The organism is Pontibacter russatus (assembly GCF_009931655.1).
GTDB lineage: Bacteria > Bacteroidota > Bacteroidia > Cytophagales > Hymenobacteraceae > Pontibacter > Pontibacter russatus.
Map to the genome: position 1 here is coordinate 2541974 of NZ_CP047984.1, position 15276 is coordinate 2557249.

Below are 15276 nucleotides of genomic sequence, written 5' to 3' on the forward strand. Positions count from 1 at the left end.
CCTATGGCGAAACTCTCTCCTTCTGACGAGGCCGATCTGGTGTTGCTGGCGATCCTGTTCTTCTTCCTGGTGCTGTTCTCTTCCGCTGTGCCCGACGAGGGGCAGAACGCGGAACGGCGGCACGAAACAGCCCAACACTTCGCCTCCACCGAATATGCCGCCGCTCCTGAGGCAGCCGCCGGGGATGTGTGCCGTACTCTGTCTATATAACAAAACTCCCGGACAGCCACCCTCGGCGCGATAAAATGCGTATTTTTGCATATGATCTTGTACAACGAAACTGTAAGCGTCGACAACAGTGTGGCCCCGGAATGGCTGCAGTGGATGAAGGAGGAGCATATACCCGCCGTGATGGGGACAGGCTTTTTCCTGAGCAACCAGATTGCCCGCCTCCTGAATGAATTAGACAACGGGGGCACCACCTACGCCGTGCAGTACTATTGCCGCAGCATGGTGGACTTGGAGGAGTACCAGCGCGACCACGCCCCGGAGTTGCAGCGCAGGCATCAGCAGCGCTTCGAAGGCAAGTTTGTCATCTTCAGCTCGATGCTGGAGGTGGTGGCGGCAGATGTGGAGCGCACCAACCAGTCATAGAAATTACTGAGGCATATATAGCTTGCTGGAAGGCACGGGTTGCCAGCCATCCTTGTCCCGTATCCTTTCAGGAGAGATTTGAGGTGTCTGGCGCATGCCCTCTCCGAAGCTTCGCCAATCCTCACGTTCTTCACTGTAGCGATACGGGCCAGGAAGGAAATTGCAAACCCGCGCCAGAAAAAGGCCACTACGCCGAAGCGCCGCTATATACCCCTCTATAGAGCGGCACTTCTTTTAAATATAAAACCTATATATAGCTGGGCTCTTAACCGACGTATTGCTGAATCTGCTCTTCGGTCATGTTGCAGTTGAACCACTCACCGTCCAGACTGGCCCCGATCTTTTTGTAGAAGGCAATGGCCGGCTCGTTCCACTCCAGCACCTGCCACCGGAAGCGCTTCGCCCGGATTTCTTTCGCCTCCTGCGCCACCGCCTTGAACAACTTGCGCCCAATGCCCGCACGGCGCAGTTTCTCCGTCACGATCAAATCCTCCAGAAAAAGCATTTTCCCTTTCCAGGTAGAGTAGCCGATGTAATACAGCGCAATGCCCACAATGCCCTCCGCCGACTCGGCCACGAAGAACTTGTAGATGGGGTTTTCGCCGAAGCCGTCCAGTTCCATGTCCTCCAGCGTGTTGGTTACCTCCTGCGGCGCGCGCTCAAACTCGGCCAGTTCCCGGATCAGGGCATGCACCTGCGGCAGGTCATCCCGGTTTCCTCTTCTTATTGCTACCTCCATTTTGGTTGTTGATTGTTTGTTGTTGATTGTTAAATGGCTATATGGTTAAACTGTTGATTCAGTTCCTGACTTTCTACTTTCTACTCTCTAACTTCTCCACTTTGTCATCGCCTGCACCAGTTCTTTGCCGGTTTCCTGGCTGCTGAGTTGATGCAGATACGCATCCTGCTCATCGCCGGGTGCCACCGCAGAAACCACCGTGTCGCCCAGCAAGGCCTCGGCGCGGAAGATGATATCCACCTCGCGCAGCTGTTTCTGCTCCAGCACCTCCAGCGGCAGCGTGTCGAGGGCCCACTGCAGGTAACGGGTGTTGGTGACGTGGCGGTTCAGGTCGATGTCGTGCCAGCGCACCGGTATTTGCTGCTCATATATAGCCTCCTGCAGTGGCGGCAGCTTGCCTTTGGCAAAGGGCAGCGGCTCCTGTGTGGGCACCACCTCCAGGTCCGTGATAAACCCCGGCAACGACACCAACTGGCGCTTCACCATGTCCATCACCAGCCAGACGCTCGTCGCCTGGCCCAGCAGCTCGCGTTCGGCGCTGTATATCCGGAAGTCGCGGTGCAGGAAGATGCGCTCCCTCCCCGAGGCCCACGTCTCCACGGTTACCTTTTCGCTGTGCCCGGGGTAGCGGAACATCTCCACGCGCATCCGCTGCAGCACCCAGGTCATGTCGTGCTGTAGCAGGTCATATAGCGAGATGCCGAGCGCCACGGTATTGTCCCAGGCGGCTTCGTGCATATAGCTGACCAGGGCGGGCAGCGTGGCCTGCCCTCGGTAGTCTATCTCGCTTGCGCGCACGGTAAACTGGCTGCTGCCTCCAACTGCTTTCATAGCTGTAGGTTTGGTAGTGTGCAAAGGTACGTAAGAATCGTAGCAGCTACTACGCAAGTGACCACTTGCGCCTTGATGTTTACTATTAGAACATATAATAGACTATATCTTCAAAAATAAACGGCCTTATAATACGAGCTAAAACTATTATCACCACAACTACACCTACTATTTTGAAGACTGAGTTCAAATTGGCTAATGCATTAATAAGGAATGGTTGATGATTCGTTTTTAAGGCTTTGTTTACGTTAATAGAAAAAAGGAGCAAAAGCAGGCCCAATAGAAAAACTATGATATCAAAAGCCAGCTTAAGTAAAGCATCTGCTTCATGTGAAACACCACTTATGTGCCATAGCGATCTATTTAGGATTATGAAGAGCTTTACCCCAAAAACGAGGAAGCTTATAGCCGATAGCACTTTGCTCCAATAAGATATTGAAAGAAGAAGTTCTCGGGAGGCTTTATCCAGTATAAGTTCCTGCTCTGGCAGCTCGTAGCGGTTTTCTGTTGTTTCCATGCGCTTGTTTTAAGAAGAGTCTACTATAGCTCATAAATATACGATATTATATATATTTCAAAATTTCTATCCAGCTATTCATAGAACTTTAACATAGTCCATATACCCCGTCACAAAAAAGCCGCGCCACCTGAAACAGGCAGTACGGCTTTTTTATTTTCACACTGTATAGACGCAATATTTTGCGTCTTAACTTTTTGCTCACTAGGCAGGAGACGCAAAATATTGCGTCTATACAGAGCGGTCAGGTACTTTACTGCGCCGGATAGGGATTGACGCCCATGTTCTGATATATAAAGGCGTAGGTGTCAGCGTACTCCTGTATCACGAGCGAGGTGGGCTTGCCGGCACCGTGCCCTGCGCGCACGTCTATTCGTATCAGGTAAGGGTTGACGGGCGCGCCTTTCGCCTGCAATTCGGAGATGAATTTGAACGAGTGTGCCGGCACTACGCGGTCGTCATGGTCGGCGGTTTTCACCAGCGTGGCCGGGTATGCCACGCCTTCCTTGATGTTGTGCAGCGGTGAGAAAGCATATAAATTTCTGAACTGCTCCTCATTGTCCGAAGAGCCGTACTCCGGCACCCACGCCCAGCCAATCGTGAACTTGTGGAAGCGCAGCATGTCCATGACCCCTACAGCCGGGATCGCTACTTTCGCCAGTTCCGGGCGCTGCGTCATAAAGGCGCCCACCAGCAAGCCGCCGTTAGAGCCACCGGCCACCGCCAGTTTCTCTGAGGAAGTGTATTTCTGATCAATCAGGTACTCAGCGGCCGCGATAAAGTCGTCGAACACGTTCTGCTTGTTCGGCGTCATGCCTGCGTTGTGCCACTCCTCGCCGTACTCGCCGCCGCCGCGCAGGTTCGGCATGGCATATACGCCGCCGTTCTCCAGCCACAGCATGTTGGCGATACTGAAGCTCGGCGTCAGCGAAATGTTAAAGCCGCCATAGGCATATAGGTACGTCGGGTTCTGGCCGTTCAGTTCCAGCCCTTTTTTGTGGACGATGAACATCGGCACCTTGGTACCGTCTTTGGAGGTATAGAACACCTGCTTCGTTTCATAGGCGTCTGTGTCCACGTTCACCTCGGTTTTGCGGAAGAGCGTCACCTTGTTGTTCGGCACGTCGTAGCGGTAAATGGTGGGCGGGTGCGTGAAGGAGGTGAAGGTGAAGAACACTTCGGTGTCTTCTTTCTCGCCGTTGAAGCCGCTCACCGTGCCGAGGCCCGGCAGTTCCACGGAGTTCATCTTTTTGCCGGTGTTATCGAATACCACCACCTGGCTGGTGGCGTCTTTCATATAAGTGACAATGATGCGGCCCCCGACCATCGACACGCCCGTGATGACATTTTCATTCTCAGGCACCACCGTCTTCCAGTTCGCTTCCTGCGGCTTTTTTGGGTCGATGAGCACGAGGCGGTAGCGCGGCGCGTTCTTGTTCGTCATCACCAGCAGCTTGTCGCCGATGTTGTCCACCACGTTGTACTCACTCTCAAAGTTATCAACAATGGGTTTGATGGTGCTTTTCGGATCCTGCAGGTCTTTGTAGTAAAGCGCGTTGGCCCCGCTGGCTCCCTCCGACACGTTCAGCACCAGGAAGCGCTCGTCGTCGGTGGTCTGGCCGTAGAAGTTGCGGAGCGGGTGCTGCTTGTCTTCATATATGAGTTGGTCCTGGCTTTGCGGCGTGCCCACTTTGTGGTAATACACCTTGTGGAACTCGTTCTTGTTGGCCAGCTTGTTGCCTTCGGTGGGGACATCGTAGCGGCTGTAGAAGAAGCCGTCTTTGTACCAGCTGGGGCCGGAGAACTTCACCCACTCCAGCTGGTCGTCCAGCTTTTTGCCGGTGGCCGCCTCCATTATGTGGTAGGTGTTCCAGTCGGAGCCGCCGCTGGAGGTGCCGTAGGCCACATAGCGGCCATCCTGCGAGAAATCAAAGGCGGTGAGCGCCACCGTGCCGTCCGCCGACAGCTTGTTGGGGTCGAAGAACACTCTCGGCTCCGCGTCCAGCGTCTCCTGCACGTAGATAACGCTCTGGTTCTGCAGACCGTCGTTCTTCGAGAAGTAGTACTTGCCGTTTTCCTTGAACGGTGCGCCATATTTCGGGTAATCCCATATCTCGGTCAGGCGCGCCTTTATCTCGTCGCGGAAGTCGATGCTGCTGAGGTACTCCTGCGTCACCTCGTTCTGCGCCTCAATCCACTCCTCCACTTCCTCGTTGTGCGTCTCCAGCCAGCGGTACGGGTCGGCTACCTGGGTGCCGAAGTAATTGTCTATCTGGTCCACTTTTTTGGTGTTGGGGTAATCTAAATCCAGCGCTGCCTCAGCCGTAGTGGCGGCAGCCGTTTCGGTGTTTTCCGTTGTCATGCCAGTAGCAGTTGTTTCGTTTTGGGCCGGTTTGCAAGCCGACACAGCCGTGAGGCCGCCAGCCAGCAGCAGTACAGTTGTCTTCTTCATAAGGACTACGCCCGTTGTTTTGTTTAAAATGAATGAAATCGAATCAGCTAATATACGCATTTATGTCCTGATTTCAGAAGCGGCATATATGGCAACCCCTGTTATAGCGCTCTTCCTCAATCTTATATATCCACACAAATTCTTTCCTGCACACCCACCCAAGCTGTCAGTATCCGCCTTACATTTGTCAGCTTTTTTGCGGCTGCGCCAGCCAAAGCTATGCAAAGAAGAGTATAAGCATCTGCATGAAACAACCGGCAAGAGGTATATGATGGAAGAACTGGAAGACGAGAGACTGCTGCAGAAGTTTGAGCAGATTGCCGACAGGCTATCAGACAAAGGCTATGCCATTGTGGATAATTTTCTGGAGGCGCAGGAGGTGCGGGACCTGCTGGCGGTGCTGACGCACCACCAGGAGCAGGGCACGTTTAAAAAAGCAGGCATTGGCTCCTCTGACCAGTTTCTGGTGGATAAGCAGGTGCGCGGCGATTATATCCGCTGGATTGAGCCGCAGCACGCGCTGCCGCCCACGCAGGTGTTCCTCAACCGCATGGACGAGGTGATGCGCTATATAAACCGCACCTGCTTTCTGGGCCTGAAAGACTACGAGTTCCACTTCACGGTATATCCGCCGGGCACGGTGTACAAGCGCCACATCGACCAGTTCAAGACCAACGACCACCGCAAGCTTTCCTTTATCTGTTACCTGAACGAAGAATGGCTACCAGAGCACGGCGGCAACCTGCGTTTATATCTGCCCAAGGCTGACGGAACAGAGGAAGAAGTGGATATCCTGCCGATTGCGGGCCGCCTCGCCTGCTTCCGCGCCGACCTGATTCCGCACGAGGTGCTGGTGGCCACCCGCCCCCGCTACAGCCTCACCGGCTGGATGCTGGACCAGCTGAAGGAACTGACGTTTTTGTAAAGACCTCGCGGTGTCCGAAGGTCCCGCGAGCGTCTGAGCTACAAAGTGTAGCTATATATAAAATCATTTTTAAACCAGACACTCGCAGGAGCTGCGCACGCTGCGAGGTCTCTAAGCTACTGCCCGAAATTGATCTCGGTGCTGTCGCCGATGTTAAGGCTGTGGCTGAAGCCTTTGAAGGAGGCGTCGCTGCCAATGATGGAATCGCGCATGACGGCATAGCGCAGCTCGGAGAAGGAGCCGATGATGGAGTTGCTCAGGATGCAGTTCTCGATGGTGGCGTTGTCGCCGATGGCCACGTTCGGGCCGATGATGGAGTTGTAGATGGCACAGTCGCTGCCGATGCTCACCGGCGGAATGATGATGCAGCCCGGGTAGTGGTTGTCCTGGTTCTTCGCCCGGAGTTTCTGGCGGTTCAGCAGGGTGGCGTTCGCCTCCAGCAGCGTCTCTTTGCGGCCGCAGTCAAACCAGTGGTCCACGCTCCAGGTCACCATCTTCTCGCCTTTCTTCACCATGTGCATCAGCGCGTCCGTCAGCTGGAACTCGCCCTGCGTGCGGATATCCTCTGAGATGATATAAGCCAGCGACTCAATCAGCTTCTGCGGCTGCACAATCTTGTAGAGCCCCACCAGCGCAAAGTTCGACTTCGGGATTTTCGGCTTCTCCACCAGCCGGGTGATGAACTCGTCGTTGCCCACCTCCGTCACGCCGAAAAGCGAGGGCTTGGCTACCTTCTTCACCCCCAGCACCGAGTAAGGCGCCGCAATAACGGCCTGCAGGTCCACATCCACGATGGCATCGCCCAGCATAATCAGCACGCTCTCTTCCTGCTCGTACGTGTGGCGGGCCACCCACAGGGCGTGGCCAAGGCCTTCGCGCGGCTCCTGCACCACAAACTCGGGCTTTATCTGCGGGTACTTGGTGCGTACGTAGCTCTCCACCTTCTCGCCCAGATAGCCGATCACGAACACGAACTGCTCGACGCCCGCCCCCAGCAGTTTGTCAATGATATGGCCCAGGATAGTGTTGTCTGCCACAGGCACCAGCGACTTCGGCTGCGTGTGCGTGTGGGGCCTGAGCCTTGTGCCGACGCCTGCTACGGGGATGATTGCTTTCATACACGATACATTTCCTGCAATATATCAAAAGAAGCCTGTAACTTCAACAACTGCCGCGCTGCCAGGCGCAAGAGATTTTGCGCCGCAAACAATTGGCGCGGCTACCTGTATATATACTTCGGCGGGGCTGTAGCCGACAGGTTTGCCACGCAACCCCGAACAGGAGAGGAGCGGCAGATCTCATTTTCTGCTTCTTTTACTGCCCGGCTTAACGTACCTTTCTTAACTTCGTACTCATACCGCCCGCCGTGCGGTACGTAATGTATCATATATAAAGAAACACACGCACACCCACTTATGAAAAGACTATTTTTTTACCTGATCGGATTTATAGTACTGGCGTCGCAATCGTCGTGCGGCTACAACTCTATGGTGGCGAAAGACGAGAGCGTGGAGGCGCAATGGGCCAACGTCCAGAATGCTTACCAGCGCCGCGCTGACCTGATACCCAACCTGGTGAACACCGTGAAAGGGGCCGCCAACTTTGAGCAGGAAACCCTGACGCAGGTGATAGAGGCGCGCGCCAAGGCAACCAGCGTGAACATCAGCCCCGACAACCTGACACCTGAGAACATTGAGCGCTTCCAGGCCGCGCAGGGCGAACTGAGCGGCGCTTTGAGCCGCCTGCTGGTGTCGGTGGAACGCTATCCGGAGTTGAAGGCCAATCAGAACTTCCTGGAGTTGCAGGCGCAACTGGAGGGCACCGAGAACCGCATCTCCGTGGAGCGGCGCAAGTTTAACGAGGCGGTGCAGGATTATAACTCCTATATCCGCTCCTTCCCACGCAACATGATAGCCGGCATGTTTGATTTCGAGCAAAAAGGCTACTTCGAGGCCGAGGCCGGCGCCCAGACCGCCCCGACGGTAGAGTTTTAATTGTTGATTGCTGATTGGCGGGGCTGCCCTTTAGGCAGCCCCGCCAATCAGCAATCAACTCCCAACAATCAAGTTTATGCCAAAAGACACCATTACCCCAGACGACGAGAAGCAGATTATGGCCGCCATTGCCGAGGCGGAACAGAACACGTCGGGGGAGATTCGGGTGCATGTGGAAAGCAACTGTGAGGGAGATGTGCTGGACCGGGCCACGGAGGTTTTCGCGGACCTGCATATGCACCAGACCAAACTGCGCAACGGCGTGCTGTTTTACGTGGCCCTCGACGACCACCAGTTCGCAGTGCTGGGCGACGCGGGCATCAACGCCATTGTGCCCGAGCGTTACTGGGAGGACATCACCGCTGAGGTCATCAGGCATTTCAAACAGGGAAAGTACGCCGAGGGCCTGGCAACGGGCATCCGGATGGCTGGTGAGCAACTGAAAACGCACTTCCCCTACAACCCGGCAGGAGACACCAACGAACTGAGAGACGACATCTCGTTCGGCGATTAAAACCTTTCTATGAAGCACCTCTTTCTATTTCTGCTCCTTTTTCCCTTTTGCCTCACGGCTTTAGCCCAGGACGGTGATTTTCCGCCGCGGCCTGACCCGCCGCGCCTCGTCAACGATATGGCGGACATGCTGAGCGCTGAGGAGGAGCAGGCGCTGGAGCAGAAACTGGTCAACTACTACGACACCACCTCCACCCAGATTGCCATCGTCACCATCACCTCCATCGGGGGCTACGACGCGAACCAGTATGCCGCTGAACTGGGCGAGCGCTGGGGCGTGGGCAGCAGCGAAAACGACAACGGCCTGATTATACTGGTGGCGAAAGACGAGCGCCGCGTGGCTATCCAGACGGGATACGGGATGGAGGCCTATATACCTGACGCACTCGCCAAGCGCATCACGGAAAACACGCTGAAGCCGAACTTCCAGCAGGGCGCGTATTACAAGGGTCTAAACGATGCCACCAACCTGATCATCGGGCTTGCCAGCGGCGCCTACCAGGCTGACCCTACCGCCCAGGGCGGCGAAGGTGAGGGTGGCCCGTCCTGGCTGTTCATCATCATAATCGTCATCCTGGTTGTCTTCCTGTTTTCGAGGAGGGGAGGCGGTGGCCGGGGCGGCAGGAGATATTCCCGCACGTTCGGGGGGCCGGTCTTCATTCCCGGCGGGTTCGGCTCTTTCCGCACGGGCGGCGGCATGTTTGGCGGCGGCATGTTTGGCGGCGGCGGAGGCGGCGGCTTTGGAGGCTTCGGCGGCGGCTCCTTCGGAGGCGGTGGCGCCAGCAGCAGTTGGTAGTACCAGTGCCTGGCGAACGGCAGCGGGGGCGGCATGAAAGAAAATCATGCCGCCCCCGCTGCCGTTTTCGCTGCCCGATAGATTCCTATATACCGCCCACGGCTGCAAAAGACAGAATACCCAATACAACCGCACCCACGCCGAAGCCCGCGGCCGCCCTGCCTGCTTTGCGGCGGTGGGCCTGCCTTTGGTAAGCCTCCTGGTAAACAGTGTCTTTCATCAGGTAGCGGTTCGGGTTCTGGTCAGAGGCTGTGTTGGGGGGCACGGCCGATAGTACAGACCCAGTCGCCAGCCCTGCCACCGGATGCAGGACAGTGGAGCCCAGGGTAGTCCAGAAAACGCCTTTTGCCTTGTAGTAACTTTTGGCGTCGAGTTTTGCCTGCAGCGCCAGCAGGCGGAGGTTGTCGGGGCTGCTCACGCCCTCTTTATATACAAGTTCGGGAGCGTCCGCCGGTTCAGCCCAGTACCTTCGCCTTGCCTCCTCGGTCTCCTCGCGGGGCATGGCATAGGCAATCTCACCAGTATTGCCCGGGTGCCGGTACTGTGCTGTGTCAGCGCTTTCCTGCGCCGTTCTCCCCACGGTATCCTTCCCGCTGTTCTGCCCAACACTGATGTCCTGCGCCCATCCTGCTGTGCAAAGCAGACATAAGACCAGCGCCAGCGCCTTTCTTGCAATTCCCGCCATATACTTTATATATAAAATGATGCTCAGGCTGTTGCTCCGCTGGCAGGCTGCAGTTTCAAAACCGGCGCAGCAGCAGAGATAGGTATATATGAATTCAGCTATACGAAAAGCTACGGTCTTTGTTTATTTTTATTTTATCTGATAATGCTGCAAGCAAAATAATTTATTAGGTTGTTCCTGTTGCGGGCGCGTAATCATTTCAGCATTTTTGGCGTTATAGGAACTTTGAAGCTTCCAAGCCTCTTTAGAAGCAGAGGACTCAACACATGAAAATATTCGGAGACAGCACTAAATCGAAAGTGATTGTCGGCTTTGTGCTGGCACTGGGCATTGTGCTGGCCGCCATCAACCTGACCTATACCAGTTTCACCAAACTGCTCGGCTCCGTAGATGTGCTTTCCCGCCCGAACAGGAAGCTGGCAGAGATGCAGTACACGCTGGCCACCATCTCCACCGCCGAGAGTTCCATCAGGGCGTACACGCTGACGATGCAGGAAGACCACTTCCGGAATTACCTGGCCCACCTCGATACCATTGAAAACCAGATAGACTCGCTGCAGTTCCTGATGCAGCACACCCCGCAGGAACTGGCCCAGCTGGATTCCATATCGTCGCTCTTGCAGGACAAGCAGAAAAGCCTGGAGCAGTACGTTGCCTTGAAGAAGGAGCAGCAATCGCTTGATTACTCAGACAAGGCCATGCGCCAGATTGCCTCCACCGTAGAGGAGCAACCGCTGGCCACCACCATCAAGCAGCATACCACCACCACCATCTCCGACAGGCTCACGCTGAACACAGGAGAGACGGCAGAAGACAGCATCCAGCAACTGCAGCGGGAGTATGAGGTATATAAAGAGCCCAAGCGGGGCTTCCTGAGCAAAATTTTCTCCCGGAAGGAGAAGAAAGAAGAAAAGATGCTGCCGCCGCCCAAAGTAATCGTGCCGCAGCTTAACGTGACACAGGAAATAAGAATAGACACCAACGCCACCGCCACGCCTGTGGCACCGCTGGCGAAAGTGCGCCGCATCCTCCATAACGTGCAGCGCGAGTCTGACCGCAAGAAGGAACAGCTGCAGGCCAAGGAACTGGCCCTGCTGCAGCAGGACAAGCACATCATGGACCAGGTGCGCGACATGATGTACCGGCTGGAGCGCAACGAGCAGGAGCAGATACAACAGAAATCGCAGCAGGCGCGGGCCGTGGCAAAGGAAACCTCCATGGTGCTGCTCCTGATAGGCGTGCTCGGGCTCGGGGCCGGCGTGGCGTTTATACTGGTGATTCTGCGCGACATTACCCGCAGCAACAACTACAAGGCCCGGCTCATATATGCCCAGAAGGAAGCCATACAGTTAGCCCGCGCCAAAGAGGCCTTTGTGGCGAACATGAGCCATGAGATGCGCACGCCCCTGAACGTGATTCTGGGCTTCTCGCAGCAACTGCGCCACACGCCCCTGCTGCCGCAGCAACAAGAGCACCTGGAGGCTGTGAACGGCGCAGGCGAGCACCTGCTGCACATCGTCAACGATGTGCTGGACCTTTCGAAGATAGAAGCGGGCAAGCTGCACATCAGCCATACCGTATTCAGCCTGAAGCAGTTGCTGAAGCAGCTGGAACACGCCTTCGCGCTGAAAGCCTCCACTAAACGCATCCATTTCCTGACACGCACAGACGAGACCATTCCGGATGTGCTGCAGGGAGACGCCCTTCGCCTGAAGCAGGTGCTTTTCAACCTCGTGGACAATGCCATCAAGTTTACGCATGAGGGGCAGGTGCTGGTGAGCGTGCGCCTTAAAACCATCCGGCGCACCCGCGTGGTGGTGAGCATCGCCGTGTCCGATACCGGCATCGGCATTCCGGAAGAGCGCATACAGCATGTGTTTGGGGAGTTTAACCAAGCCGACAGTTCTATCCTCCGGAAATACGGCGGCACCGGTTTGGGCCTTTCCATCAGCAAGAAGCTGGTGGAGATGCAGGGCGGGACGCTGTCGGTACAAAGCGTGCATGGGCAGGGCACTACCTTTACCTCGGTGCTGCCACTGCAGGTGGCAAAAGGCGAGTTGCCGGTGCCTGCTGACACCGTCGCTCCATTAGCAGCCACCTTCCAGGGCGTTAGAGTGTTGGTGATTGATGATGATGCCTACAGCCGTAAACTCTGCGATCTTATCCTGTCGAGATGGGGCATGAAGGTGCACCTGGCGAACGACGGCATGGAGGCCATCGAGCAAGTGCGCAGCCATCGGTTCGACGTGGTGCTGACCGACATACAGTTGCCAGGCATGAGTGGAAAAACGGTGGCCCGCAATATCCGCAAGCACGACAAAGAGGTGCCGATACTGGCGCTGACGGCAAATATCCTGAGCAACGAGGAAGACTTTTTCAAGAACTCCGCCATTTCCGGGCACCTGCTGAAGCCCTTTACGGAGCAGGAGTTGCACCAGAAACTGGCCGAAGCCTTGCCGGGCACACTGGTTGCAGCCGAGGCAGAAGAGCCGCAGCCAACTGTAGCGGGCGCAGCGCCCGCGCTTTTGCTTTCTCCTCCCGCAGCAGCAGAGCGGCTGTATGACCTGAGTGAGATGCGCCTTTTCACGGGGCCTGATGAAGAAACACTGGCTGCCGTGCTCGAGGTATTGCTGGCAGACCAGCACCGGAACCTGCAGGAACTGACCTCTGCCGCCAGGCAGGAGCAGTGGCCAAAGGCTGCAGGCGTAGCCCACAAGATGCTGACGGCCTTTAAGCACCTGAAGGCGCACAGCGTGACGCCGGACCTGCTGAAACTGGAGCAGGTGCTGCACACCGGTAAAGTGGAGCAGGGGGACTTAGCGGAGGTGGTAGCCCGCGCGGCTCGGAACACACAACAGGTGCTGGCCGCACTGCAGGAGGAAACAGAAGCGCTGCGTGCAGTGCCTCAGCTTTAGCTAAGCCTCGATATCGTACAGCTTCAGTTTGTTGTAAAGCGTTTTGCGGTCGATGTTGAGCAGGCGCGCTGCTTTCGACTTGTTGTATTTCACGCGCTCCAGCATCTGCAGTATCATCTCCTTCTCGTTGCGCTCGTTGATGCTCTTCAAATCCGTATCATATGCATCTATACCGGCATATGCGGCAGTCACTCCGTTTACCCTGGCGGGCTCGGTAAGGGCAGGTGTGAACGTCACAATCTCAGCGGGGAAGTCCTGTGTGGTAATTAAATTGCCTTTGGCCAGCAGCACCGCCCGCTTCACCACATTCTTCAACTCGCGCAGGTTGCCGGGCCAGGTATAGGTCAGCAGCACCTCTTCCGCCGCCTCGTCAAATCCCGCCACGTTCCTGTCCATCTCCTGGTTAGCCTGCTGCATGAAGTGGTTGGCAAACAGGAGCACGTCATCATCGCGCTCGCGCAGCGGCGGCACGTTTATCTTAAACTCGTTCAGGCGGTGGTACAGGTCCTCTCGAAACTGCCCGTTGGCCACGGCCTGCTGCAGGTCCTCGTTGGTGGCTGCCAGCACCCGCACGTCCACGTCTGTGTCGGTGGTGCTGCCTATCTTCCGCACCTTGCGCTCCTGCAGCGCGCGCAGCAGTTTCACCTGCACCTCGTAAGGCAGGTTGCCAATCTCATCCAAAAAAATGGTGCCGCCTTCGGCTGCCTCAAATTGTCCCTGCGTGTCTTTCATGGCCCCGGTAAAGGCCCCCTTCAGGTAACCGAACAGTTCGCTCCCGGCCAGTTCACGGGAAAGCGCGCCGCAATCTATCGCCACAAAAGGCATGTGCTGCCGTTTGCTGCGCTCATGGATCATGCGGGCCACGTACTCCTTGCCGGTGCCGCTCTCGCCTTCTATGATCACAGAGAGGTAGGTAGGGGCAACCAGGGATATAAACTCTTCTATATGGGCCGCCTCGCGGCTTTTGCCCATCACAAACCTGGGGAGGCGGGTTGCTGCTTCCGGCGCTGCATCTGCACTGTCTTCGGTTTTCTTGTGGAGGGCGTTCTGTATCACCAGCAGGGTCTCGTCCGGGTTGATGGGCTTGGTGATGTACTCAAAGGCCCCCATCTTGATTGCCCGCACGGCGGTGCGGATGTCGGCGTAGTGCGTCATCAGGATAACGGGTACGTCCTCCGCCAGCACCTTTATCTGGGGCAGCAGTTCCAGCCCATCCTTGTCAGGCAGCCGGAAATCCGTCAGCACCAGGTTAAAAGAAGACGACTTGAGCAAACGCAGCCCATCATTGGCTGTAAAAGCAGTTTCCACTTCATACTGCTGCCTTTGCAGAAAGGCCTTCAGCATCATGCAGAACGAGGGGTCATCATCAATTAATAATATCTTAGGCATAAATTTGTGTAACTAAAGTACCGCCATGTCACGTAGCGGCAAAAGCACTTAAGTAACGACAAAGATACACCGATTGTTCTACACTTGCCCGCTACTTATTTATCTGCTGCCTGCGGCGGCGGTATAATGCGGCGCCGGAACGGCTGCCACGGGCCCTATAAACAAAAAAAGCCTCCGCGCCAACGGAAGCTTCCCCTCTGAAAAAATATCTGCGCCAACAGAAAACCTCTCACTAATAACCTATGAGTAAAAGGACAAAAGTATCAAGATGCAAGACTTTCTATGCTATATAGTATTGATTTTCAGGCAGCTTATATATATGGTGATTTTATGGCTATAGTGCAAGTTAATTTTGTCCGGGAACTTAACTGATGTTACGCAAGCTTCATTTTGTCATCCTCTGAAGGAAGCGCATATATGGCGCTCGCACCATATACGCAGAGACTTTTAAACCGGTCCCTTTTACCTTCGCCGCCACTTTTGTGCCTGCAGCTGCCAATGCGTCAAGTTTTCCCTTTTTCCGGTTTCGTTAGTTGTGCGCACTATGGTTTTCCGTGGGCTGCACTGTATTCCCCTCTCCGTCGAAACGGGCAATAGCCCGCATCTGATCAGGATTGGTGAAATATATTTCATATATGGCTCCGGCCTGCGCGTCTGCCGCACCGGTTGTCACCAGATACACCTCCCTTACTTTCCAGACTGTCAACACGTCACTTTTCAGGGCTTTCCGAACCCCGGCAGGCAGTTCCTTTTCCAGGATTTGCCGCCTCTCCGCATCCGGCCGCGCCTGCTCTGCCACTGCCGGCTGCTGCGTTGAGGAGGAATTAATGAGCTGGGCTTTGGCTTCCGTAAAAAATAATCCCAGACCAATAACCGCAATTACCAGAACACCCGTTTTTTTCATTCCCTCTTTTCAGGTTTTTCAA

15 protein-coding genes are annotated in these 15276 nt (G+C 55.6%); 7 read left to right on the forward strand and 8 right to left on the reverse strand.

The window, feature by feature from the left end:
* The first annotated feature begins 3 nt into the window (after nucleotides 1-3).
* Complete coding sequence (locus GSQ62_RS10195) at nucleotides 4-210, forward strand: hypothetical protein (protein ID WP_161889399.1); 207 nt, start codon at nucleotides 4-6, stop codon at nucleotides 208-210.
* A 51-nt stretch (nucleotides 211-261) separates the two neighbouring features.
* Nucleotides 262-594 carry a DUF4286 family protein gene (locus tag GSQ62_RS10200; protein ID WP_161889400.1) on the forward strand — a complete coding sequence of 111 codons (333 nt, stop codon included), beginning with the start codon at nucleotides 262-264 and terminating at the stop codon, nucleotides 592-594.
* Nucleotides 595-859: 265 nt separating this feature from the next.
* On the opposite strand, the gene GSQ62_RS10205 is transcribed toward GSQ62_RS10200, so the two are convergent.
* The 4 genes from GSQ62_RS10205 to GSQ62_RS10220 form a co-directional block, all read right to left on the reverse strand.
* Nucleotides 860-1333, reverse strand: coding sequence for a GNAT family N-acetyltransferase (locus GSQ62_RS10205; RefSeq protein WP_161889401.1), 474 nt, complete (start codon nucleotides 1331-1333; stop codon nucleotides 860-862).
* An 87-nt stretch (nucleotides 1334-1420) separates the two neighbouring features.
* Entirely contained in the window at nucleotides 1421-2164 is a 744-nt protein-coding gene (locus GSQ62_RS10210; protein ID WP_161889402.1) for an acyl-[acyl-carrier-protein] thioesterase, read from the reverse strand.
* 85 nt (nucleotides 2165-2249) lie between these two features.
* On the reverse strand, nucleotides 2250-2681 hold the full coding sequence (locus tag GSQ62_RS10215) for a hypothetical protein (RefSeq protein WP_161889403.1): 432 nt from the start codon (nucleotides 2679-2681) through the stop codon (nucleotides 2250-2252).
* 253 nt (nucleotides 2682-2934) lie between these two features.
* Nucleotides 2935-5133: a prolyl oligopeptidase family serine peptidase gene (locus tag GSQ62_RS10220; RefSeq protein WP_161889404.1), complete on the reverse strand. Its 2199-nt coding sequence runs from the start codon at nucleotides 5131-5133 to the stop codon at nucleotides 2935-2937.
* A 268-nt stretch (nucleotides 5134-5401) separates the two neighbouring features.
* Between GSQ62_RS10220 and GSQ62_RS10225 the strand changes: the two genes are divergently transcribed.
* The gene (locus GSQ62_RS10225) at nucleotides 5402-6058 is read left to right on the forward strand and encodes a 2OG-Fe(II) oxygenase (protein ID WP_161889405.1); all 657 of its coding nucleotides are present in this window, start codon (nucleotides 5402-5404) and stop codon (nucleotides 6056-6058) included.
* 116 nt (nucleotides 6059-6174) lie between these two features.
* On the opposite strand, the gene GSQ62_RS10230 is transcribed toward GSQ62_RS10225, so the two are convergent.
* Nucleotides 6175-7176 carry a sugar nucleotidyltransferase gene (locus tag GSQ62_RS10230; RefSeq protein ID WP_161889406.1) on the reverse strand — a complete coding sequence of 334 codons (1002 nt, stop codon included), beginning with the start codon at nucleotides 7174-7176 and terminating at the stop codon, nucleotides 6175-6177.
* Between the two features lie 297 nt (nucleotides 7177-7473).
* Between GSQ62_RS10230 and GSQ62_RS10235 the strand changes: the two genes are divergently transcribed.
* The 3 genes from GSQ62_RS10235 to GSQ62_RS10245 all read left to right on the forward strand — a co-directional run bounded on the left by GSQ62_RS10235 (nucleotide 7474) and on the right by GSQ62_RS10245 (nucleotide 9361).
* Entirely contained in the window at nucleotides 7474-8052 is a 579-nt protein-coding gene (locus GSQ62_RS10235; RefSeq protein WP_161889407.1) for a LemA family protein, read from the forward strand.
* Nucleotides 8053-8128: 76 nt separating this feature from the next.
* Nucleotides 8129-8566, forward strand: a complete 438-nt coding sequence (locus tag GSQ62_RS10240; RefSeq protein WP_161889408.1) for a TPM domain-containing protein — start codon at nucleotides 8129-8131, stop codon at nucleotides 8564-8566.
* Between the two features lie 9 nt (nucleotides 8567-8575).
* Entirely contained in the window at nucleotides 8576-9361 is a 786-nt protein-coding gene (locus tag GSQ62_RS10245; protein WP_161889409.1) for a TPM domain-containing protein, read from the forward strand.
* Between the two features lie 85 nt (nucleotides 9362-9446).
* Here the strand turns inward: GSQ62_RS10245 and GSQ62_RS10250 are convergent, their stop codons facing one another.
* Nucleotides 9447-10046, reverse strand: coding sequence for a hypothetical protein (locus tag GSQ62_RS10250; RefSeq protein ID WP_161889410.1), 600 nt, complete (start codon nucleotides 10044-10046; stop codon nucleotides 9447-9449).
* 266 nt (nucleotides 10047-10312) lie between these two features.
* On the opposite strand from GSQ62_RS10250, the gene GSQ62_RS10255 reads away from it, so the two are divergent.
* Nucleotides 10313-12961, forward strand: coding sequence for an ATP-binding protein (locus tag GSQ62_RS10255; protein ID WP_161889411.1), 2649 nt, complete (start codon nucleotides 10313-10315; stop codon nucleotides 12959-12961).
* Here GSQ62_RS10255 and GSQ62_RS10260 read toward each other — a convergent pair whose 3' ends face one another.
* Nucleotides 12962-14350 carry a sigma-54-dependent transcriptional regulator gene (locus GSQ62_RS10260; RefSeq protein WP_161889412.1) on the reverse strand — a complete coding sequence of 463 codons (1389 nt, stop codon included), beginning with the start codon at nucleotides 14348-14350 and terminating at the stop codon, nucleotides 12962-12964.
* Nucleotides 14351-14879: 529 nt separating this feature from the next.
* The gene (locus tag GSQ62_RS10265) at nucleotides 14880-15254 is read right to left on the reverse strand and encodes a hypothetical protein (RefSeq protein WP_161889413.1); all 375 of its coding nucleotides are present in this window, start codon (nucleotides 15252-15254) and stop codon (nucleotides 14880-14882) included.
* Nucleotides 15255-15276 lie beyond the last annotated feature (22 nt).